Source organism: Streptomyces sp. W16, assembly GCF_033194735.1.
Classification (GTDB): domain Bacteria; phylum Actinomycetota; class Actinomycetes; order Streptomycetales; family Streptomycetaceae; genus Streptomyces.
This window is the reverse complement of the sequence record NZ_JAWOAI010000037.1, coordinates 1-18,876: the sequence shown is the minus strand read 5'-3', so window position 1 is coordinate 18,876 and position 18,876 is coordinate 1. Positions and strand designations below refer to the sequence as shown.

Annotated in this window: 17 protein-coding genes and 1 tRNA gene; 7 read left to right on the top strand and 11 right to left on the bottom strand. The window is 70.4% G+C overall.

Going from position 1 to position 18,876, the window contains the following annotated elements; all coding sequences use genetic code 11:
* Window positions 1–197: 197 nt before the first annotated feature.
* The 4 genes from R6V09_RS07630 to R6V09_RS07615 are packed head-to-tail and all read right to left on the bottom strand — an operon-like array spanning window position 198 to window position 3,969.
* A complete protein-coding gene (locus tag R6V09_RS07630) occupies window positions 198–1,223 on the bottom strand; it encodes an L-idonate 5-dehydrogenase (RefSeq protein ID WP_317880572.1) in 1,026 nt (341 codons plus the stop codon).
* A 17-nt stretch (window positions 1,224–1,240) separates the two neighbouring features.
* Window positions 1,241–1,999, bottom strand: coding sequence for an SDR family oxidoreductase (locus R6V09_RS07625; protein WP_317880571.1), 759 nt, complete (start codon window positions 1,997–1,999; stop codon window positions 1,241–1,243).
* Window positions 2,000–2,009: 10 nt separating this feature from the next.
* Window positions 2,010–3,407: a GntT/GntP/DsdX family permease gene (locus R6V09_RS07620; protein ID WP_317880570.1), complete on the bottom strand. Its 1,398-nt coding sequence runs from the start codon at window positions 3,405–3,407 to the stop codon at window positions 2,010–2,012.
* A 43-nt stretch (window positions 3,408–3,450) separates the two neighbouring features.
* Window positions 3,451–3,969: a gluconokinase gene (locus R6V09_RS07615; protein WP_317880569.1), complete on the bottom strand. Its 519-nt coding sequence runs from the start codon at window positions 3,967–3,969 to the stop codon at window positions 3,451–3,453.
* A 133-nt stretch (window positions 3,970–4,102) separates the two neighbouring features.
* On the opposite strand from R6V09_RS07615, the gene R6V09_RS07610 reads away from it, so the two are divergent.
* Window positions 4,103–4,804 (top strand): FadR/GntR family transcriptional regulator, encoded by a 702-nt coding sequence (locus R6V09_RS07610; RefSeq protein WP_033283686.1) that lies wholly within the window; start codon window positions 4,103–4,105, stop codon window positions 4,802–4,804.
* Window positions 4,805–4,809: 5 nt separating this feature from the next.
* Here the strand turns inward: R6V09_RS07610 and R6V09_RS07605 are convergent, their stop codons facing one another.
* The 4 genes from R6V09_RS07605 to R6V09_RS07590 all read right to left on the bottom strand — a co-directional run bounded on the left by R6V09_RS07605 (window position 4,810) and on the right by R6V09_RS07590 (window position 11,281).
* Entirely contained in the window at window positions 4,810–5,190 is a 381-nt protein-coding gene (locus tag R6V09_RS07605; protein ID WP_317880568.1) for a YchJ family protein, read from the bottom strand.
* An 18-nt stretch (window positions 5,191–5,208) separates the two neighbouring features.
* Window positions 5,209–5,940 (bottom strand): hypothetical protein, encoded by a 732-nt coding sequence (locus tag R6V09_RS07600; RefSeq protein WP_317880567.1) that lies wholly within the window; start codon window positions 5,938–5,940, stop codon window positions 5,209–5,211.
* A gap of 50 nt (window positions 5,941–5,990) precedes the next feature.
* Window positions 5,991–7,334, bottom strand: a complete 1,344-nt coding sequence (locus R6V09_RS07595; RefSeq protein ID WP_317880566.1) for a M1 family metallopeptidase — start codon at window positions 7,332–7,334, stop codon at window positions 5,991–5,993.
* An 80-nt stretch (window positions 7,335–7,414) separates the two neighbouring features.
* Window positions 7,415–11,281 (bottom strand): Pls/PosA family non-ribosomal peptide synthetase, encoded by a 3,867-nt coding sequence (locus tag R6V09_RS07590; RefSeq protein ID WP_317880565.1) that lies wholly within the window; start codon window positions 11,279–11,281, stop codon window positions 7,415–7,417.
* 567 nt (window positions 11,282–11,848) lie between these two features.
* Between R6V09_RS07590 and R6V09_RS07585 the strand changes: the two genes are divergently transcribed.
* Window positions 11,849–13,096 (top strand): MFS transporter, encoded by a 1,248-nt coding sequence (locus R6V09_RS07585; RefSeq protein ID WP_317880564.1) that lies wholly within the window; start codon window positions 11,849–11,851, stop codon window positions 13,094–13,096.
* Complete coding sequence (locus R6V09_RS07580) at window positions 13,093–13,926, top strand: class I SAM-dependent methyltransferase (protein ID WP_317880563.1); 834 nt, start codon at window positions 13,093–13,095, stop codon at window positions 13,924–13,926. Before R6V09_RS07585 ends, R6V09_RS07580 begins: the two co-directional genes overlap by 4 nt.
* 157 nt (window positions 13,927–14,083) lie before the next feature.
* On the opposite strand, the gene R6V09_RS07575 is transcribed toward R6V09_RS07580, so the two are convergent.
* A tRNA-Leu gene (locus tag R6V09_RS07575) sits at window positions 14,084–14,171 on the bottom strand.
* Between the two features lie 199 nt (window positions 14,172–14,370).
* Here R6V09_RS07575 and R6V09_RS07570 point away from each other — a divergent pair.
* The 3 genes from R6V09_RS07570 to R6V09_RS07560 all read left to right on the top strand — a co-directional run bounded on the left by R6V09_RS07570 (window position 14,371) and on the right by R6V09_RS07560 (window position 17,253).
* Window positions 14,371–15,696, top strand: a complete 1,326-nt coding sequence (locus R6V09_RS07570; protein ID WP_317880562.1) for a M20/M25/M40 family metallo-hydrolase — start codon at window positions 14,371–14,373, stop codon at window positions 15,694–15,696.
* Window positions 15,697–15,855: 159 nt separating this feature from the next.
* Window positions 15,856–16,089, top strand: coding sequence for a chaplin ChpH (gene chpH, locus R6V09_RS07565; RefSeq protein ID WP_019066065.1), 234 nt, complete (start codon window positions 15,856–15,858; stop codon window positions 16,087–16,089).
* A 132-nt stretch (window positions 16,090–16,221) separates the two neighbouring features.
* Window positions 16,222–17,253: a chaplin gene (locus R6V09_RS07560; protein WP_317880561.1), complete on the top strand. Its 1,032-nt coding sequence runs from the start codon at window positions 16,222–16,224 to the stop codon at window positions 17,251–17,253.
* A 75-nt stretch (window positions 17,254–17,328) separates the two neighbouring features.
* Here the strand turns inward: R6V09_RS07560 and R6V09_RS07555 are convergent, their stop codons facing one another.
* Entirely contained in the window at window positions 17,329–17,517 is a 189-nt protein-coding gene (locus R6V09_RS07555) for a DUF5703 family protein (protein WP_005485166.1), read from the bottom strand.
* Window positions 17,518–17,564: 47 nt separating this feature from the next.
* On the opposite strand from R6V09_RS07555, the gene R6V09_RS07550 reads away from it, so the two are divergent.
* Window positions 17,565–18,311, top strand: a complete 747-nt coding sequence (locus R6V09_RS07550; protein WP_317880560.1) for a hypothetical protein — start codon at window positions 17,565–17,567, stop codon at window positions 18,309–18,311.
* An 82-nt stretch (window positions 18,312–18,393) separates the two neighbouring features.
* On the opposite strand, the gene R6V09_RS07545 is transcribed toward R6V09_RS07550, so the two are convergent.
* The coding region (locus tag R6V09_RS07545; RefSeq protein WP_317880559.1) for an ATP-binding domain-containing protein at window positions 18,394–18,876 on the bottom strand (483 nt) is incomplete at its 5' end.

Sequence of the window (18,876 nt, the reverse complement as noted above, 5' to 3'; positions counted from 1 at the left end):
CCGAGCGAAACCCCCATGACGCCCCCCGATGCGGTCGCCCCCGGGCTTGCCTCGCCGGGCTGGTGGCCGCGCGCGGGCCCCAGAGGGTTCCCTCATGATGGGACGGCCCGCCCCCGCCCGGGAAGGCGATTGGCCCAAGATGCGAAAGCAGGGGCGAATCGATGCTCGGGAGGCGGGGCGGGCGGCGCGAGTTCGGCTCAGGGTGCGAAGTCCAGCAGCACCTTGCAGGACCGGCCCCGGTCGGCGGCGAGGGCGAAGGCCGACTCGGCCTCCGTCACCGGGACCACCGCGCTGATGAGACCGTCGAACGACGGCTCGGCGGCGAGCAGTGTCAACGCGTCGTCGAATTCCGTGTCGAACCGGAACGCGCCCCGCAGCTCGATCTCCCGGCTCACCACCAGGTTCCCGGCGAACGGACTCTGTCCTGGCGGCAGCATGCCGAGCTGCACGACGACCCCGCCGCGCCGCACGAGCCGTAGACACGTGTCGAGGCCCGCTGCCACCCCGGACGCCTCGATCGCCGCGTCGACCTCGGACGGCCATCCGGCGTCATCAGGGTCATCGGCCCGTACGACGGCGTCGGCGCCCGCGATTTCCGCGTACCGCAACGCCTCAGGCAGCAGGTCGGTGACCGTCACCCGGGCCGCCCCGGCAGACTTGGCCGCCGCGACCACCAGACAGCCGATGGGCCCGGCGCCGGTGACCAGGACGTGCCGTCCGGTCACGTCACCCGCTCGTCGCAGGGCGTGCAGCGCGACGGAGAGCGGCTCGGCGAGGGCCGCCCGGCGAAGGTCGAGGCCGGTCGGCAACGGCCTCAACTGCTCGGCAGGCACCACGACTTGGGCCGCGAATCCGCCCTGTACGTGCGGGAAGCGGGCCGCGCTGCCCAGATACGCGGTGTCCCGGCAGACGTTGCGCCGGCCGTCCGTGCACTCGGGGCACACCCCGCACGGGGTGGCCGGGTGCACGGCAACTGCCGTACCGGCGGCGGGACCCGAGCCTCCGGGGCCGTGGGACACGATCGTGCCGACCACCTCGTGGCCGAGCAGCATCGGTTCCTTCAGGCGGAAGTCGCCGACGCCGCCGTGGCGCCAGTAGTGGAGGTCGGAGCCGCAGACGCCGCCGTAGCGGACGGCGACCAGGGCCTGGCCGGGGCCGGGCTCCGGGACCGTCAACTCCTCGACCCGCAGGTCGTCCTGACCATGAATCACACAACCCAGCATGTCCGGACTCCCGTTCTCTACAGCACGCTCGTCATACCGCCGTCGACGTACAGCACCTGTCCGCTCACGAAGTCCGCGGCGGGCGACACCAGGAACAGCACCCCGCCCACCAGGTCCCTCGTGGTGCCCCAGCGACCGGCCGGCGTCCGCTTGCGCACCCAGGCGCTGAACTCCTCGTCCTGGACGAGGGGTTGGGTCAGTTCCGTCTCGATGTAGCCCGGTCCCAGGCCGTTGACCTGGACACCGGACGGGCCCCAGTCCGCGCACATGCCCTTGGTGAGCATCTTCAGGGCGCCCTTCGTGGCCGCGTAGGGCGCGATGCCGGGGCGGACCACCTCGCTCTGCAGCGAGCAGATGTTGATGATCTTCCCGTGGCCGCGTTCCGTCATCCGCCGGGCCGTCTCGCGGCCGACCAGGAACGCGCTGGTGAGGTTGGTGTCGATGATGCGGTGCCAGTCGGAGTCGGTGAACTCCAGGAGCGGGGCTCGGAGTTGCATGCCCGCGTTGTTCACCAGGATGTCCAGCGGGCCGACCCGCTCCTCAACGTCCGCGATTCCGACGGCTACTGACGGACCGTCGGTCACGTCGAAGGCGGCCGTGTGGACGTCGCCGGACAGTTCGGCGGCGGCCTTGTTGAGCCGTTCACCGTCCCGTCCGTTCAGGACGACCGTGCAGCCGGCCTCCAACAGGCCCTGCGCCAGGGCGAGTCCGATGCCCCGGCTGGAACCGGTGACCAGGGCGGTACGGCCACTGATGTCGAAAAGAGGATGACTCATTCCCGTACCCCTAGATGATCAGCGAGAGGAGGAGGACCAGTCCGCCGGCGACCACCGAGATGATCGTCTCCATGACGGACCAGGTCTTGAGGGTCTGGCCGACGCTCAGGCCGAAGTACTCCTTCACCAGCCAGAACCCGGCGTCGTTGACATGGCTGAAGAAGAGCGAGCCGGCGCCGATCGCCAGCACGAGCAGGGCGGTGTGGGCGCTCGACATGTCGGCGGCCAGCGGGGCGACCAGACCGGCCGCCGAGATGGTGGCCACCGTCGCCGAACCGGTCGCAAGCCGGATCGCCACCGCGATCAGCCAGGCCAGCAGCAGTGCCGGGATCGACCAGTCCTTGGAGATGTCCAGGATCATCTGGCCGACGCCGGAGTCGATCAGCGTCTGCTTGAAGCCGCCGCCCGCGCCGACGATGAGCAGGATGCCCGCGATCGGCATCAGGCCCTTCTCGACGGTCGAGGACAGCCGCTCCTTGGTGAAGCCGGCCGGGCGCCCGAGCGTGAACATCCCGACGACGACGGCCGCGAGCAGCGCGATCAGCGGGGAGCCGATGACGTCGAAGACGCGCTGCACGGTGTGCGTGGGGTCGTCGACGATGATGTCGACCAGCGCCTTGGAGAGCATCAGCACAACCGGCAGCAGGATGGTGGAGAGGGTCGCGCCGAAGCCGGGACGGTTCTCCAGGTCCTCGGAGGGGCGGGCAGGGATCATGCGCTCGGGTGCCTGGACGTCGACCCAGCGGGCGGCGACCTTGGAGAACAGCGGACCGGCGATGATCACAGTCGGGATCGCGACCAGCACACCGAGCGCGAGGGTCAGACCGAGGTTGGCCTTGACGGCGTCGACGGCGACCAGCGGCCCGGGGTGCGGCGGAATGAGGCCGTGCATGACCGACAATCCCGCGAGTGCCGGGATACCGATCCGCATGAGTGAGTAGTTGCCGCGCTTGGCGACCATCAGCACGACCGGGATCAGCAGCACGATGCCGACCTCGAAGAACAGCGGCAGCCCGATCACCGAGGCGATCAGCACCATCGCCCACGGCATCGACCGGGGACTCGCCTTCGCGAGGATCGTATCGACGATCTGGTCGGCGCCGCCGGAGTCGGCGAGCAGCTTGCCGAGGATCGCGCCCAGCGCGATCAGCACGCCCACACCGGCGACGGTCGAACCGAGCCCGGTGGTGAAGCTGGTGATGGCCTTGTCCAGCGGCGCCCCGGCGAACGCGCCGAGCGCGAGCGAGCCGATGGTCAGCGCCAGGAAGGCGTGCATCTTGAACTTGGTGATGAGCAGGACGATGACGGCGATGCCCGCCAGTACGGCGATGCCCAGCTGAGCGTGGCCGGCCGAGGTGATGGGCTCGACGGGGTCCGCTGCCAGCATCTCGACGCTGAGTCTGGTCACGGTGGATTCCTTGTGGAGTGGATACGGGGGAGGGTTACGGGTGTCAGACGGTCGGCTCGGGGACCTGCTCCAGCGCGGTCATCGCCCGCTCGGCGATCTGCTCGGGGCTGCCGCTGACGTCCACGGCGACTCCGGCCTCGTCGGCCTCCAGTGGCTGGAGTGTGGCGAACTGCGAGTCGAGCAGCGCGGTCGGCATGAAGTGCCCGTGCCGGTGCGCCATCCGGTCCTCGATGAGCGCGCGGTCACCGGTGAGGTGCACGAAGACGACCCCGGGAGCGGCGGCCCGCAACCGGTCGCGGTACGACCGCTTCAGCGCCGAGCTGCTCACCACCCCGCCGAGCCCCGCGCGCCCGTGCGCCCAGTTCCCGATGGCGTCCAGCCAGGGCCACCGGTCCTCGTCGGTCAGCGGGTGCCCGGCCGACATCTTGGCGATGTTGGCCTGCGGGTGGAAGTCGTCGCCCTCGGCGTACGGCACGCCGAGCCGGGCCGCGAGCAGGGGACCGATAGTGGTCTTCCCGGTGCCCGCTACGCCCATCACCACGACGACATGGGGGGTACGCATCGCTGCCTCACTGTCTCCGTCGACGACACCTGATGTCGATCCCACTGAAACCGATTAGGTACGACGAATTCAAGAGTCTGTGACATATAAGTCTGACTTTTTGGTTCGGTGACGCGACCCGTACGCTGAGTGCATGACCACTCCGGGCCGCGGGTTGCACGGCCGCGTACTCGACTCCCTCGGCCCCGCCATCACCGCGGGTGAGTACCCACCGGGCAGCGTCCTGCGCACCGACGAGCTCGCCAAGGACTTCGAGGTGTCGCGGTCCGTGATGCGCGAGGCGGTCCGTGTCCTCGAATCCATGCACCTGGTCGAGTCCCGCCGCCGCGTGGGCGTCACCGTCCGTCCCAAGGCCGAGTGGAACGTCTACGACCCGCAGGTCATCCGCTGGCGGCTGGCCGGCGCCGACCGCCCGCAGCAACTGCGCTCACTGACCGTGCTGCGCTCCGCGGTCGAGCCGATCGCGGCGGGCCTCGCCGCCAAGTTCGCCACGGCGGAACAGTGCGCGGAACTCACCGAGTGCGCGATCGGCATGGTGGCCAACTCGCGCGGACACAAGCTGGAGGCCTACCTCGTCCACGACGTGGCCTTCCACCGGGTGATCCTGGCCGCCTCCGGCAACGAGATGTTCGCCCGCCTAGGCGACGTCGTCACCGAGGTCCTCGCGGGCCGCACCCACCACGAGGTCATGTTCGAGGACCCCGACCCGGCCGCCGTCACCCTGCACGTCCAGGTCGCGGAGGCGGTCCGGGAGGGCGACGCGGTCCGCGCGGAGACCCTGACCCGCGAGATCACGGTCGGCGCCCTCCAGGAACTGGACATCCTGGCACCGTAGTTGTCCTAGTCCAGGAACTCCCCGTCGAGGTACACCCACGCCCCGTCGACCCGCTCGAACCGACTGCGCTCATGGATCGAGCCACCCTGGTACGAGGCCCGGAACGTTACGGTCCCCGCGGAGTGGAATGCCGACCCGCCGCCCGTGTCGAGGATCTCCAGCCCCGTCCACCGCATCCCCGGATCGAGATCGAGGGGCTCGGCGGGCCGCGTCCGCGGGTGCCAGGTGCGCAGCAGATAGGGCGCGTCCAGCCGCACGAAGGCGGTGTAGCGGGAGCGCATCAGTGCCTCGGCGGTGGGGGCGGGGGTGGGGCCTGAGTGGTAGCGGCCACAGCAGTTGTCGTAGGGGTTGGGGAGGCCGCAGGGGCAGTTGGTGCGTGGGGTCATGGGCACATTGTGCCGGGGCTACGTTCGCGGGCGCTCGGGGGTGACGCGGAGGGGCAGCCGGACGTAGGCGTCCTCGGGCAACCTCATCTCCTTGTCGCGAGTGAGAGTCGCGCAGGCCAGGAGCGGCAGCGGCTCGCTGCCAGCAGGGTCGGTGTCCTCGTACGCGGGTGCGGCACCGATGAACTCCACGAGGAGGGCGCCGGTGACCCGACTCCCGATCTGCTGCACGAAGTTCGCCGGGAGCGTCCACTCGACTCCCTGGTGCAGGATCCCGGCGGGACTGCGGTGCACTCTCTTGACGAACCACTCCTCGTCCCGCATCTGCGGCGCACTGCGCGCCCTCAGATGGGCCGCGGCGGACGTCATCGCGTTCAGTTCGGGGAAGCCGGCCAGGTCAGCCGTGAGCTTGCCGGCGGCCTCCAGGACGGGTCCGGCCGCCCGTAGGTCCCTGGCCAGGGTGTTCCGCCATGCCCGCTCGTCCTCCACCGGCGGCAGGTGGTACACGACGGCCTGGACGTCCTTCACCCGCCAACCGCTCATGGCCGGGAACAGCAGCGTGACCTTCACGGACGGCGCGGCGTCCCCCGTGTACCCGAGCGACCAGACGTAGAGGTACCCGGTGAAAGGATGTGCGGTGTCCGATCCCGTGGCGAACATCTGCTCCAGCGGGACTGATTGCGGCTCGGTCTCCCCGTAGACCTCCAGCCACTCACCTGTCTCCGCGTACCCCCGGCTCCAAGCGGCTGCCATGAAGCCACTTGATACTCCGTCAGCTCCACCCCCGCAACGGAGCCGACAACTCAGACCGCGATCCCCGTCTCCGCCGAAGGCATCGGCGGCAGCCGCGTTCCATACACCCACGCCTCGAAGAGCTGATCCAACGGCTCGGAAGTGAACCGGGAAGCATGCGACGTGAACGTAGCCGTGGTCACCGTCCCGTTGCGGTGCAGGCTCGCCCACCCCCGCAGCATCCGGAAGAACGCGATATCGCCCAGCGCGCAGCGCACCGCGTGGACAGTGACCCCGCCGCGTTCGTAGAGGCGGTCGTCGAACATCGACTTGCGGCCGGGGTCGGCGAGCCGCAGGTCCTGGGGGAGCGTGGAGAGCAACCGGTGTGCGGCGGCGGCGTGTTGATGTGCCGTACGGCCGCCGGAGCGCTCGGACCACAGCCACTCCGCGTACTTGGCGAAGCCCTCGTTCAGCCAGATGTGCCGCCAGTCGGCGATGGAGACGCTGTTGCCGAACCACTGGTGGGCCAGCTCGTGCGCGACGAGCCGTTCCGAACCCCGGGCCCCGTCAACGTGGTTGGCGCCGAACAGCGACAACCCCTGTGCCTCGACGGGGACATCGAGCTCCTCCTCCGTCACCACGACCGCGTACTCGTCGAAGGGGTACGGACCGAACAGCTCCTGGAACAACTCCATCATCGCGGGCTGGCGTGCGAAGTCCCTTGAGAACTCCGGGAGTAGGTCCGACGGGATGTGCCCGTGCTGCGGCACCCCACCAAGCCCCGGGTCGCCCAGCAGCACCGTCTGGTACTTCCCGATCGACAGCCCGACCAGATAACTCGACGTCGGCGCCGACTGCTCGTACACCCAAGTCGTGGTCGAAGCCTTGGTCGTTCGCGTCAGGAGCCGTCCGCCGGCCACCACCGCGTACGCCGACGGCGTGGTGATCGAGATCTGGTACGACGCCTTGTCGGCGGGCCGGTCGTTGCACGGGTACCAGGACGGCGCGCCGATCGGCTGGCTCGCCACCAGCGCTCCGTCCGTCAGCTCCTCCCAGCCGAGCCCGCCCCAGGGGCTGGCGACCGGCTTGGGGTTGCCCGACCAGTGCACCTCGACGGTGAACGCGGCACCGGCCCGCAGCGGCTTCGCGGGCCGGACGCGCAGTCGGCCGCCGCGGTGCGTGTAGTGCGGCTGGCGGGCGTCCACCCGGATCCGGCCGATCTTGAAGTCGCCCAGGTTCAGCTGGAATTCGGGCAGCGGCGCACGGCCCGCTATGGCGTTGATACGGGCCGTGCCGGCCAGCCGGTTGGGGCCGGGGCGGTAGTCCAGCGCGAGCTCATAGCGGTGCACCCGGTAGCGGGCATCGCCGTTTGCCGGGAAATACGGGTCCGGACCCGCCGCCTGCTGAACGGTCACTGCTGCGTCTGCTCCCTGCGCTGTGCTCGTATCTCGTACCCGGGCACCGCCCTCCGAAGCCGACATCGCGTGACCTGTGTTCAGGGTCGCCATGACTCGATCGGATTGCCCAGCCAGCGGGTGTCGTCCGGGACGGACTCCGCCGCCATCACGAGCGATGCGGGGCCCAGAGTGGTGCGCGCCCCGACCTCGCTGCCGGGCAGGACGATTCCGCCAGGACCCAGCGTCGCGCCCTCACGGAGGACCACAGTATCCGTCCGCAAGATCCGGTCGTGGAAGAGGTGGGTCTGGAGCACACAGCCGCGGTTCACCGTCGAGGCGTCTCCGAGGGTCACCAGGTCGGTCTCGGGAAGCCAGTAGCTCTCCACCCACACGCCCTTGCCGATGTGCGCGCCGAGCCCGCGCAGCCAGGCCGTCAGCACCGGAGTACCCGGCACGGAACCGGCCAGCCACGGCACCGCCACGACCTCGACGAAGGTGTCCGCCAGCTCGTTGCGCCACACGTAACCGCTCCACAGCGGGTGCTCGGCACCGCGGTGCCGCCCCACGAGGGTCCACTTGGCCACGATCGAGATCAGTCCGGCCGCAGCACCCACCGCCAACAGCACGAGCCCCGACAACAGCGGCGCCCACACCCCCAGCGCGCACAGCGCGGCCACCGTCAGCACGGCCAGCCCGGCCGAGCAGAACACGGGCACGATCCGGCACAGCTCGACGAGCCCGCGCGCCCACAACAGGTGGGCCGGCGGATCGTACGTCCGACTCTGGTCGCCGCCGCTCGTGCTGCGCGGCAGCTTCACCGGCGGCAGCCCCAGGTACGACGTGCCCTTCTTCGCCTTCTTCGGCGTCGCCGACAACACTCCGACGAGCCCGCCGTCCGGCACGCTCCGCCCGGGCGCGGTCATCCCGGAGTTCCCGAGGAACGCCCGCCGCCCGATCTCGGCCCGCCCGATGTGCACCCAACCGCCACCGAGTTCGTACGGCGCGGTCAACGTGTCGTCGGCCAGGAACGCACCCTCACCGACAGTCGTCAGGCTCGGCAGCGCGAGCACGGTCGACACCTCCGCGCCCCGCCCGATCCGCATCCCGAGCAGCCGCAGCCACACCGGCGTGACGAGCCCGGCGTAGAGCGGGAACAGGGTTTCGCGGGAGAGGTCCATCAGCTGTGTCACGGTCCACGCCTGCCAGCCGATCCGGCTGTGCGTCGGGTGCGTACCCTCACGCAGCCGCACGCTGAGCAGCCGTACACCGATCAGAATCAGCAGCGCGTACGCCAGCCCGAAGGCGAGCGTGGCCGGGACCAGGGCCAGGGACGCGCCCCGCAGGGCCTCGCCGAGACCGTCGCCCGGTGTCACGAACAAGCTGGCCACCAGGAGCGCGACCGCGCCCGCGACCACCGGCAGCATGGTCAGCGCGAAGCCCGTCACGCCGTACATCACACGCCAGTACGTGCCCCGCTGCGGGCGCTCCTTGGGCCAGTTGCGCTTGGCCTTGCCGAGCTTGACGGCGGGCGCGCCCGCCCAGCGCTGGCCGGTCGGGACCGTGCCGGTGACGGCCGAACCCGGCGCCACCTCGGCCCGCTTGCCCACCCGGGCGCCGGGGAACAGCATGCTGCGCGTGCCGACGACGGCGTGCGCGCCGACCTTGACCGGGCCGATCTCAAGACGGTCGCCGTCCAGCCAGTAGCCGGACAGGTCCACCTCGGACTCGACGGCGGCACCCCGGCCCAGCTTGAGCATGCCGGTGACCGGCGGCAGGGAGTGCAGGTCGACGTCCGGGCCCACCTTGGCGCCGAGGGCACGTGCGTACCGCTCCAGCCACGAGCCCGTCAGCGCGGTCGCCCCGCTGAACTCGGCCAGCCGCTCCGCCGCCCACAGCCGCAGATGCACGCTGCCACCACGGTCGTAGCGTCCCGGCTTCACGCCACGCAGCAGCAGGCGTGCACCGCCCGCGGCGATCGCGAGCCGTCCGGGCGGGCTGAACAGCAACAGCGCGCCGGCGCCGATCAGCCACCACGAGGCAGTCGGCAGCCACGCATAGCCACTGAGTACGTTGCCGAGCGCGGCCAGTGCCACCGTCCAGCGCAGGCCGACCAGGGTGAACAGGGGGACCAGCGCGAGGAGTTGGATCACCTTGGCGCGGGTCGGGACCGGCGCGATAACGCGCGCGGTGCCGTCGCCCTGTGCCGAGTCTTCGAGGTGGCGGGCCAACTTGCGCAGCGTCGGCTGCTGGTAGATGTCGAGGACGGCCGCGCTCGGGTACCGGGTGCGCAGCCGCGTCGTCAACTGCGCGGCGGCCAGGCTGCTGCCGCCGATCGCGAAGAAGTCGTCGGCGGCACTGCTCACGGGGATGCCCAGCACCTCGCCCCACTGCTCGGCGAGCCAGGCCTCCGTGCCGTAGAGCTGCTCCTTGGCGCCACCGGTCTCCAGGCCTTCGAGCGGCCAGGGCAGTGCGTTCCGGTCGACCTTGCCCGACGTACGCGTCGGCAGATCCTCGACCGGAGCGATCAACGGCACGAGGGCGGCGGGCAGTTCGGCCCGCAGCTTCTGTACGGCGGTGGCCTGGTCCCAGCCCTCCTGGGTCACGACATAGCCGACCAGCAGCTGATTGCCGCTGCGCGCGGTCCGTACGGCGGCAGCCGCACCAGCGACTCCGGGCAGCGCCTGGAGGGCCGCGTCGACCTCGCCCAACTCGATCCGGCGTCCGCCGAGTTTGATCTGCTCGTCGGCCCGGCCGAGGAAGATCAGGCCCTCGGGCTCGGCCTTGACCAAGTCACCGCTGCGGTACGCCCGTTCCCAGCCGAGCGAGTCGAGAGGCGCGTACTTCTCCGCGTCCTTCTCAGGGTCGAGGTAGCGGGCGAGTCCGACCCCGCCGATCACCAACTGCCCACTGCCGCCCATCGGTACGGGCACGCCGGCCTCGTCGACGACGGCCAACTCCCAGCCGTTCAGCGGGAGTCCGATGCGGATCGGTTCGTCGCCGGTCATCAGGGAGGCGCAGGCGACGACGGTCGCCTCGGTCGGCCCGTACGTGTTCCAGACCTCACGGCCCTCGGTGACCAGCCGCTGCACCAGCTCGGGCGGGCAGGCCTCACCGCCGAAGATCAGCAGGCGTACGTCGTTCAGCGCCTCGGGCTCCCAGAGGGAGGCCAGGGTCGGCACGGTCGAGACGACGCTGATGTCCTGGTCCACCAGCCAGGGGCCGAGGTCGGCGCCGCTGCGGACCTGGGAGCGCGGTACGGGCACCAGGCAGGCGCCGTAGCGCCAGGCGAGCCACATCTCCTCGCAGGACGCGTCGAAGGCGACGGACAGGCCCGCCATGACCCTGTCACCCGGACCGATCGGTTCGTCGGTGAGGAACAGTGCCGCCTCGGCGTCCACGAAGGCCGCCGCGCTGCGGTGCGAGACGGCGACGCCCTTGGGCTTGCCGGTGGAGCCGGAGGTGAAGATGATCCACGCGTCCTGCTCGACACCGGGCCGGGCGGCCGGGGCGTCACTGTGGCCGAGAACGGTCAGCGCGTGCTCGGCGCCGATGACGGCCCGCACGTCGGCCTCGCCGAACACCAGCTCGGCCCGCTCGTCCGGGTCCTCGGCGTCGACGGGGACGTAGGCGGCGCCGGCGGCGAGTACGGCGAGGATCGCGATGTAGAGGTCGTTCGTCCCGGACGGGACGCGCACGCCGACCCGGTCACCGAGGCCGACACCGGCGGCGGCCAGGGTGCGGCGCAGGGTCTCGACCTCGACGGCCAGCGCACGGTAGGTGAGGCGGACGGTGCCGTCGTCCAGGGCGAGCTCGTCGGGATACGACCGCACCGACGCGTCGAAGATGTCGACGAGCGTGCGGGGCGAGGCGGCGGATGCCGCGGAGAAACGTGCCGTATCGCCGAACTGGGTGCGGATCTCTTCGTCGAGCAGGCCGAGAGCACTGCTCTCGTGTATGGCTGCCATCGGTCCTCGCGTCTCAAGCCCGGTAACTTCCGGGGCGCTGGCGGGCCCGCAGGTATGCCTGGGGTTGTCCAGCTCCAGCTCCGTTCCGTAACAAGCCGGAAATTTTAGTACGACGCTAGGCGCCATGCCTGTCGGCGGCCACTCGGGGGAGCCGAATGGGGGCGCTCCGTGAGCATTCGGCAACGCTCTGACCTGGTGATCTTCGATCCGAAGGAGACATCCCCCACAAATGTGGCGAGGGCCGCGACCTTGGTGGGCGTCCACCGGCAATCAACGGACGGGCCCGAGGGAACGGGCCGGAGAGAACGGGCCGAATAGTTTTGGCCAACTCCCTTATCAGACCCATGCGTTCGGTCTTGAGTCGATGGGGTCGGGGGTTGTCACGCGGGATGGTCATCGGGCTAAATGACGGATGATTGTTGATTCGAATTGAAGGGGATGTCCTAGGAGCAAGGACAGCTCCTAGGACTAGGGTCCACGGCTTGTCGGCGTGTGGCCCGTTCGACTTCGGTCGCGGGTCGCCGCCCAGCACGGGGTGTCTCGCAGCGGGAGAAGGAGAGTTGTCTGGTGGCAGCCGACCGGCCGGTGGGCTATCGGGTGCTGTTGGCGGTGACGGAATACCGTGCGGTGTTCGTCGCGAGTGCGCTGTCCTGGACCGGGGACTATCTGTGCAAGGCCGCAGTCACCCTGCTGGTGTTCGAACGGACCAGTTCGGCGCTGGCCTCGGCCGCCGCGTTCGCCATCGGGTATCTGCCGTGGCTGATCGCGGGCCCCGTGCTCGCCGCGCTCGCCGAGCGGTACCCCGCACGTACGGTGATGATCTCCTGCGATCTGATCCGGGCGGCACTGATCGGACTGGTCGCGATTCCAGGCGTGCCGATCCCGGTGCTGTTCGCGCTGCTGCTGGCCGGCGGGCTGGCGGCGCCGCCGTTCGAGGCGGCACGCTCGGCACAGCTCCCGCAGATCCTGACCGGTGATCGGTATCCGCTGGCCCTGGCCCTCAACAACTCCGTCCTGCACGCTGCCCAGGTCGCCGGGTACGCGATCGGCGGATTGATCGCCGGATACAGCCCACAGGTGGCTCTGGCGCTGAACGCCCTCACCTTCCTCGTGTCGGCGCTGTTGCTGCGCCTCCACGTCCGCAGGCGCCCCGCGACGCTGACCGCCGCCCGCCGCACCGGTCTGTGGCGTGAGACGGGCCAGGGGTACGCGGTGGTGTTCGGCGACCCACTGCTGCGCGCGATCGCGATCATCACCTTCGGCGTGGTCACCTTCGTGATCGTCCCGGAGGGCCTGGCCGCCGCCTGGGCATCCGACCTCGGCGGCGGCGGCAGGATCCAGGGCCTGATCATGGCCGCCAACCCGCTCGGCGTCGCCATCGGCGGCCTGGTCCTCAACCGTCTGCTGTCTCCTCGCGCCCGGATCCGGCTGATGCGCCCGCTGGCGGTCCTGGCACCGCTGGTTCTGGTTCCCGCGCTGATCAACCCACCACTGATCGTGGTGGTACTCGTGGTCACCGTCTCCGGGGTGGCCATGGCGCTGCTGCTGCCGGCCGCCCAGACCTTGTTCAAGGACGCGCTCGCCCACGAGTACCGGGCCCGGGCGTTCGGCGTGATGAACGGCGGCGTCCAACTCGCCCAAGGGGCCGCGATCCTGATCACCGGCGCACTCAGCGAGCGCTTGCCCACCCCGACCGTCATCGGCGCCTGGTGCGCCGCCGGGACCCTGCTGATGCTGCTGGCCACCTTCCGGCCGCTCACCGACTCCGACGGCGCGGTCGCCGTTGCTCCCGTTCTGACCAAGGAGACCCGATGAAGACCCCCGCCGTCACGGCTGCCACCGGCGGTGAACCCGGCCGGCCTCTGGACGCTCAGGACCCCGAAGACCGTCAGGGCCCCCGGACCGGTGACGCGATCGGGGACCTGCTGCTCGCCGCCCACCAGGCCGCCGCGGACCCGACTGCCGCCCCGGTCCTGCAGATCATCGAACGCGACGACGGTTTCGTGAAATCGGCGCCCCTCACCTCCTGGCTCGCACCGATCGACGAGTGGCCCGACGAGGATCGCCAAGCGCTGGACCTGGTCAAGGGCGGCCGGGTCCTGGACATCGGCGCCGGTGGCGGACGCGCCGCGCGCGTACTCATGGAACGCGGTCATGACGTCACCGCGCTGGACGTCTCACCCGGCGCGCTGGAGGTGTGCCGGCAGGTGGGCGTCAAGTCCCTTGTCCACGGCACGGTCGACGAACACGCCGGCTCCGGAGCGCGTTACGACAGCTTCCTGCTGCTGGGCGCCAACCTGGGCCTGCTGGAAAGCCGAGAGCGGGCGCCCCAGTTCCTGCGTGCCCTGGCCGCGATGGCCGCACCCGGTGCCGTCATCATCGGCCAGGGCCACAACATGACCGACTCCCGGGCGCCGCAGCATCTGCCCTACAACCGGCGCAACCTGCGCGCGGGGCGCATCGCCGGTCAACGCACCATGCGGATCCGCTACCGCGACGTGGCCACCCCCTGGTTCCACTACCTGTGCCTGGCCCCCCAGGAACTCGCCGAGCTCGCCGCCGGAACCGGCTGGCAACTCACCGACATCGCGCCCTTCGACAGTGCGACCGACTACATCGCCACCCTTACCCTGACAACCGACTGAACGCGGCACTCCCACCGCACTGCGGCCGGCCCAGTGGTGCCGCCGGCTCACGGGCCGGCCCGCCACTGATGGTCCGCCGGCGGGCCGCAGGATCCCGAGACGGTCTCTGCTCACTGTCCTGAAACGCAAGAAACCCCACATGAAGTGGGGTCTCAGCTGGTGTCCGAGGGGGGACTTGAACCCCCACGCCCGATAAAGGGCACTAGCACCTCAAGCTAGCGCGTCTGCCATTCCGCCACCCGGACAAGGTGTTTGTCGCGCGTGGTTTCCCCGCGGCGACGAAGGAAACATTACCAGGCTTCGAGGGGTGGCCGATCACCCCCTGTTCCCACCCCCGTCCCGCGTGAACGGCGTGTGACGGGCCCGGACCGCTCTTGGGGAGCGGGCCGGGGAGAGAGAGGATGAGGGGGAGGACCGCCAGCAGTGACAGTGGGAGGAAGCAGCGTGAGCGACACGGGCACGGCCAAGGGCGTCACCGGTGAGGACGAGGTCGTGGACCTCTGCCGCGAGCTGATCCGGTTCGACACCAGCAACTACGGCGACCACTCGGGCCCGGGTGAGCGCAAGGCGGCCGAGTACGTCGCCGAGCAGCTCGCCGAGGTGGGCCTCGAACCGAAGATCTTCGAGTCGCACCCTGGACGCGCCTCCACGGTCGCCCGGATCGAGGGCACGGACCCCTCCCGGCCCGCGCTCCTCATCCACGGTCACCTGGACGTCGTACCGGCGAACGCGGCGGACTGGACCCACCACCCCTTCTCCGGCGAGGTCGCGGACGGGTGTGTGTGGGGGCGCGGCGCCGTCGATATGAAGGACATGGACGCGATGACCCTGGCGGTCGTCCGCGACCGGCTGCGCAGCGGGCGCCGGCCCCCGCGCGACATCGTGCTCGCGTTCCTCGCGGACGAGGAGGCGGGCGGCACGTACGGGGCGCGGCACCTCGTCGACAACCACCCCGAGCTGTTCGAGGGCGTCACCGAGGGCATCAGCGAGGTCGGCGGGTTCTCGTTCACGGTGAGCGAGGAGCGGCGGCTCTATCTGATCCAGACGGCAGAGAAGGGCATGCACTGGATGAAGCTGACCGTGGCCGGCACCGCCGGGCACGGATCGATGATCCACCGGGACAACGCGATCACCGAATTGTCGGAGGCGGTCGCCCGTATCGGCCGGCACAAGTTCCCGGTACGGGTCACGAAGACGACGCGGGCCTTCCTCGACGAACTGGGCGACGCGCTCGGCACCCCGCTCGACCCCGAGGACATGGAGTCGACCCTCAAGCGGCTCGGCGGCATCGCCAAGCTCATCGGCGCGACCCTGAGCAACACCGCCAACCCGACGCAGCTGAACGCCGGTTACAAGGTCAACGTCATCCCCGGCGAGGCCACCGCGCACGTCGACGGACGGTTCCTGCCGGGGTACAAGGAGGAGTTCCTCGCCGACCTCGACCGGATTCTCGGGCCGAACGTGAAGCGAGAGGGCGCCCACTCCGACAAGGCCCTGGAGACCACCTTCGACGGGCCGCTGGTCGAGGCCATGCAGTCCTCGCTGCTCGCCGAGGACCCGACCGCGAAGGCGATCCCGTACATGCTCTCCGGCGGTACGGACGCCAAGTCCTTCGACGACCTGGGTATCCGGGGCTTCGGTTTCGCACCGCTCAAGCTGCCGCCGGAGCTGGACTTCGCGGGCATGTTCCACGGGGTCGACGAGCGGGTGCCGGTGGAGGGGCTGAAGTTCGGGGTGCGGGTCCTCGACCGCTTCATCGACGCGTCCTGAGACACCGGGTGACACCGGTTGACGTCTGAATTCGACCGCGCGTGCGGGGGTGACTGGGACGAGTGAATGTGCTCATAAGCTCGTAGCTCCATTACTCCCTCCTCGTTACAGGTGATGCGATCGGCAACACGAGATCGCTTTTGCCAACAAGGAGGAATAATGATCAAGAAGGTCGTCGCCGCTGCGGCTGCCACCGGTGGCCTGGTTCTCGCGGGAGCGGGCCTGGCCGTCGCCGACTCGGGCGCTCAGGGTGCCGCTGTGCACTCCCCGGGTGTCGTCTCCGGCAACGTCATCCAGGTTCCCGTGCACGTCCCGGTGAACGTGTGCGGCAACACGATCTCGGTGATCGGTCTGCTGAACCCCGCCTTCGGCAACACCTGCATCAACAAGTGACGTCGCCCCACTGAGGGGTGACCACGTCCTCGGCCCCGGAGCGCGCGCCATGCGCTCCGGGGCCGACGGGTCTTTGCGCGAGAAATCGCGCGGGGAATTCAGTCAGGAATGAAGGCAGGGGGGAATTCAGTAATGCGACAAGTCACCCGCAAGAGCTTGATGACCGTGGCGGCCGCGACGGGGGTTATCGCCGCAGCGGGCGGTGTCGCCCACGCCGACTCGGGCGCGAGCGGCTCCGCTTCGGGCTCGCCCGGCGTACTGTCCGGCAACACCGTGCAGGCACCGGTGCATGTGCCGGTCAACGTCTGCGGCAACACCGTGAACGTGGTCGGGATCCTCAACCCGGCGGTCGGCAACAAGTGCGCCAACCAGGGCGGCGGCAGTGGTCACGGCCATGGGGGTTCGGGGGGTCACGGCTCGGTCGGTGGTTACGGCGACTCGGGGGGTTACGGCAACTCCGGCGGCTCAGGTGGGCACGGCGCGCACGGCGGCTCAGGGGGCTCGTACGCCGGCGGACACACCTCCGGCTCGCCCGGTGTCGGCTCGGGCAACCACGTCCAGGTACCGATCGACGTGCCGGTGAACGCGTGCGGCAACAGCGTCGACGTCATCGGCATCGGCAACGCCGCCACCGGCAACGACTGTGCCAACGGCGGCGGTTGGAACGACGGCGGTCACCACCACGGGACGCCTCCGGGCGGCGGCGGGCAGCATGGTGGTGGGGGCCATCATGGTGGCGGTCACCACGGCGGAGGCGGTCACCACGGTGGTGGGGGCGAGCACGGCGGCGGTGGCCATCACGGGGGCGGTGGCCACCACGGCGGTGGTCATCACGGCACGCCTCCGGGCGGCGGCCACGGGACGACCCCGCCGGTGACGCCGGGCCACCCGGGGACTCCTGGCCACCCCGGAACTCCCACTCACCCGGGCACGCCCACTCACCCCGGTTCGCCGGGCGGCATCTCGCCGGTCAAGAGCGGTCACACGCCGACCGGCGCCGCGCACGTCACCCAGCCCGGTGCGCAGTCCGCCGTCCAGTCCCAGGGCGGCGCGCAGCTCGCGCACACCGGCGGCGATCTGCCGCTCGGCCTCGCACTGCCGGTCGGAGCGGGCGCGCTGCTGGCGGGCGCGGTGCTCTACCGCAAGGCGAAGGCCATGGCCTAGCGCCTGGGAAGATGTGATCTGCGCAACGGAGGGGCCCCGCACAGCCGGGGCCCGCTCCGTTTCGCCCGACTCAGCTCACCACGTGGCACGCACCTGGCGGATGATCCGCCGGCGCAGCCGCACCCTGCGGCTGCCGTCGCGCAGCAGGCTCAGTCGGTCCAATTCCCAGTGTCCGTACTCGGCGTGGTCCGTCAGCAGACGTGTGGCGTCCTTGCGGGAGACCCCGCGCGGTACGTACACGTCGACAAATTCGTATTCCGGCATCGCATCTATTGTGCGGGCAGAGCCCCGGTACGGATAGCGTCTGCACTATGTCTGATGCTGCGCAGCCCACCGCTGCCGAGGTACGCGCCGCCGCCGACGCGGTCAAGACCGCGCTCGACCGCCACCTGGCCGCGGTCGAAGGCCGGTCTGGGGAGGACGACCCGGCCGTCTACGAGGCGTTCAACCAGCTCGCCGCGGCCGCCGAGGTCTACGACGAGCTGCTCTACGACCGTTATGACGAGGTCACGCCTTTCGAGATCCCCGGCACCGACGACTCCCTGCCGCCGTACACCGGCCCCGAGGAGCCGAACGCGGTGAGCGTGCTGATCCGTCGCGACTACGCCGTGGCGGAGCCGCAGCGGCTGCTTGCCCAGGCTCAGCGGGTCGAGGCGGCGGTCGGCGACGGCACGGGCACGGAGGCCTCCGGCACGATCCACGGCGCGCTCGGCATCCTCTTCGACGAGTTCGAGGCGGACGAGATCGCCTCCCGGCCCAAGGAGTTCGGCCTCGAAGAGGGCGACTCCACGCTGTGGGTGACCGCGGCCGACGAAGCGGCCGAACCCGGCGCCTGGCTGGAGGCCCCCTTCGAGGGGGTCGATCCGCAGCGGGTGGTGTGCCGCTTCGACGTCAGCGCGGTCTTCGACGACGAGGGCGACGACGAACTGGACGACATCGACGAGGTGGACGAGCCCGGGGCGGAGATCGAGGACGCGATCGAGGACGGACTCGACCCCGAACTCGACGCCGATCTCGACGAGGACGAGGACCTGGAGGCGCTGGAAGCGGACCGCTGAGCCGCACCGCGCCCGGCTGTTGCGACGACGGCGGCGGTCACCGAGGGACTCCCTGGGTGACCGCCGCCGTCTGTCGTCCGGCTCAGACCTCCGCCGGGACCTGCGGTCGCAGCAGCACCGGCAGCCGGGTCGTACGCGGCTTGGCGGGGACCTCGGCGACGGCCCTGGGCAGCGCCTGATCCACACCGTGCACCACGGACAGATGCCGGTCCGCCCGGCTGAACGCGGTGTACACCCAGGGCCTGCTGAGGGCCTGTGCCGTGTCCCCGGGCAGCACCACGACCACCGCGGGCCACCGCACCCCCACCGCCTGGTGCGCGGTCAACGCCCACCCGTGCCGCACGGACTGCTCGACCTGCTCCTTCGGTACGACGACCAGGCCGTCGGGGCAGTCCAGATGCAGCCCCCTGGCGTCGGCCATCAGCACCCGGCCCGAGACCGTACGCCCCGGGGCGGGGGAGTACGCGACCCGGTCGCCGGGGTCGAAGCCGCCGAAGCGGCCGGGGCCGGGGTTGAGCCGCTCCTTCAGTGCCACGTTGAGGGCACGGGTGCCGGCCGCGCCGCC

What these genes read in the sequence shown, in the direction of transcription:
- R6V09_RS07590 (WP_317880565.1), bottom strand. Translation starts at nt 11,281, where the DNA reads ATGGCAGCCATACACGAGAGCAGTGCTCTCGGCCTGCTCGACGAAGAG.
- R6V09_RS07555 (WP_005485166.1), bottom strand. Translation starts at nt 17,517, where the DNA reads ATGCCGGAATACGAATTTGTCGACGTGTACGTACCGCGCGGGGTCTCC.
- R6V09_RS07615 (WP_317880569.1), bottom strand. Translation starts at nt 3,969, where the DNA reads ATGCGTACCCCCCATGTCGTCGTGGTGATGGGCGTAGCGGGCACCGGG.
- R6V09_RS07560 (WP_317880561.1), top strand. Translation starts at nt 16,222, where the DNA reads ATGCGACAAGTCACCCGCAAGAGCTTGATGACCGTGGCGGCCGCGACG.
- R6V09_RS07610 (WP_033283686.1), top strand. Translation starts at nt 4,103, where the DNA reads ATGACCACTCCGGGCCGCGGGTTGCACGGCCGCGTACTCGACTCCCTC.
- R6V09_RS07600 (WP_317880567.1), bottom strand. Translation starts at nt 5,940, where the DNA reads ATGGCAGCCGCTTGGAGCCGGGGGTACGCGGAGACAGGTGAGTGGCTG.
- R6V09_RS07605 (WP_317880568.1), bottom strand. Translation starts at nt 5,190, where the DNA reads ATGACCCCACGCACCAACTGCCCCTGCGGCCTCCCCAACCCCTACGAC.
- chpH (WP_019066065.1), top strand. Translation starts at nt 15,856, where the DNA reads ATGATCAAGAAGGTCGTCGCCGCTGCGGCTGCCACCGGTGGCCTGGTT.
- R6V09_RS07580 (WP_317880563.1), top strand. Translation starts at nt 13,093, where the DNA reads ATGAAGACCCCCGCCGTCACGGCTGCCACCGGCGGTGAACCCGGCCGG.
- R6V09_RS07625 (WP_317880571.1), bottom strand. Translation starts at nt 1,999, where the DNA reads ATGAGTCATCCTCTTTTCGACATCAGTGGCCGTACCGCCCTGGTCACC.
- R6V09_RS07630 (WP_317880572.1), bottom strand. Translation starts at nt 1,223, where the DNA reads ATGCTGGGTTGTGTGATTCATGGTCAGGACGACCTGCGGGTCGAGGAG.
- R6V09_RS07550 (WP_317880560.1), top strand. Translation starts at nt 17,565, where the DNA reads ATGTCTGATGCTGCGCAGCCCACCGCTGCCGAGGTACGCGCCGCCGCC.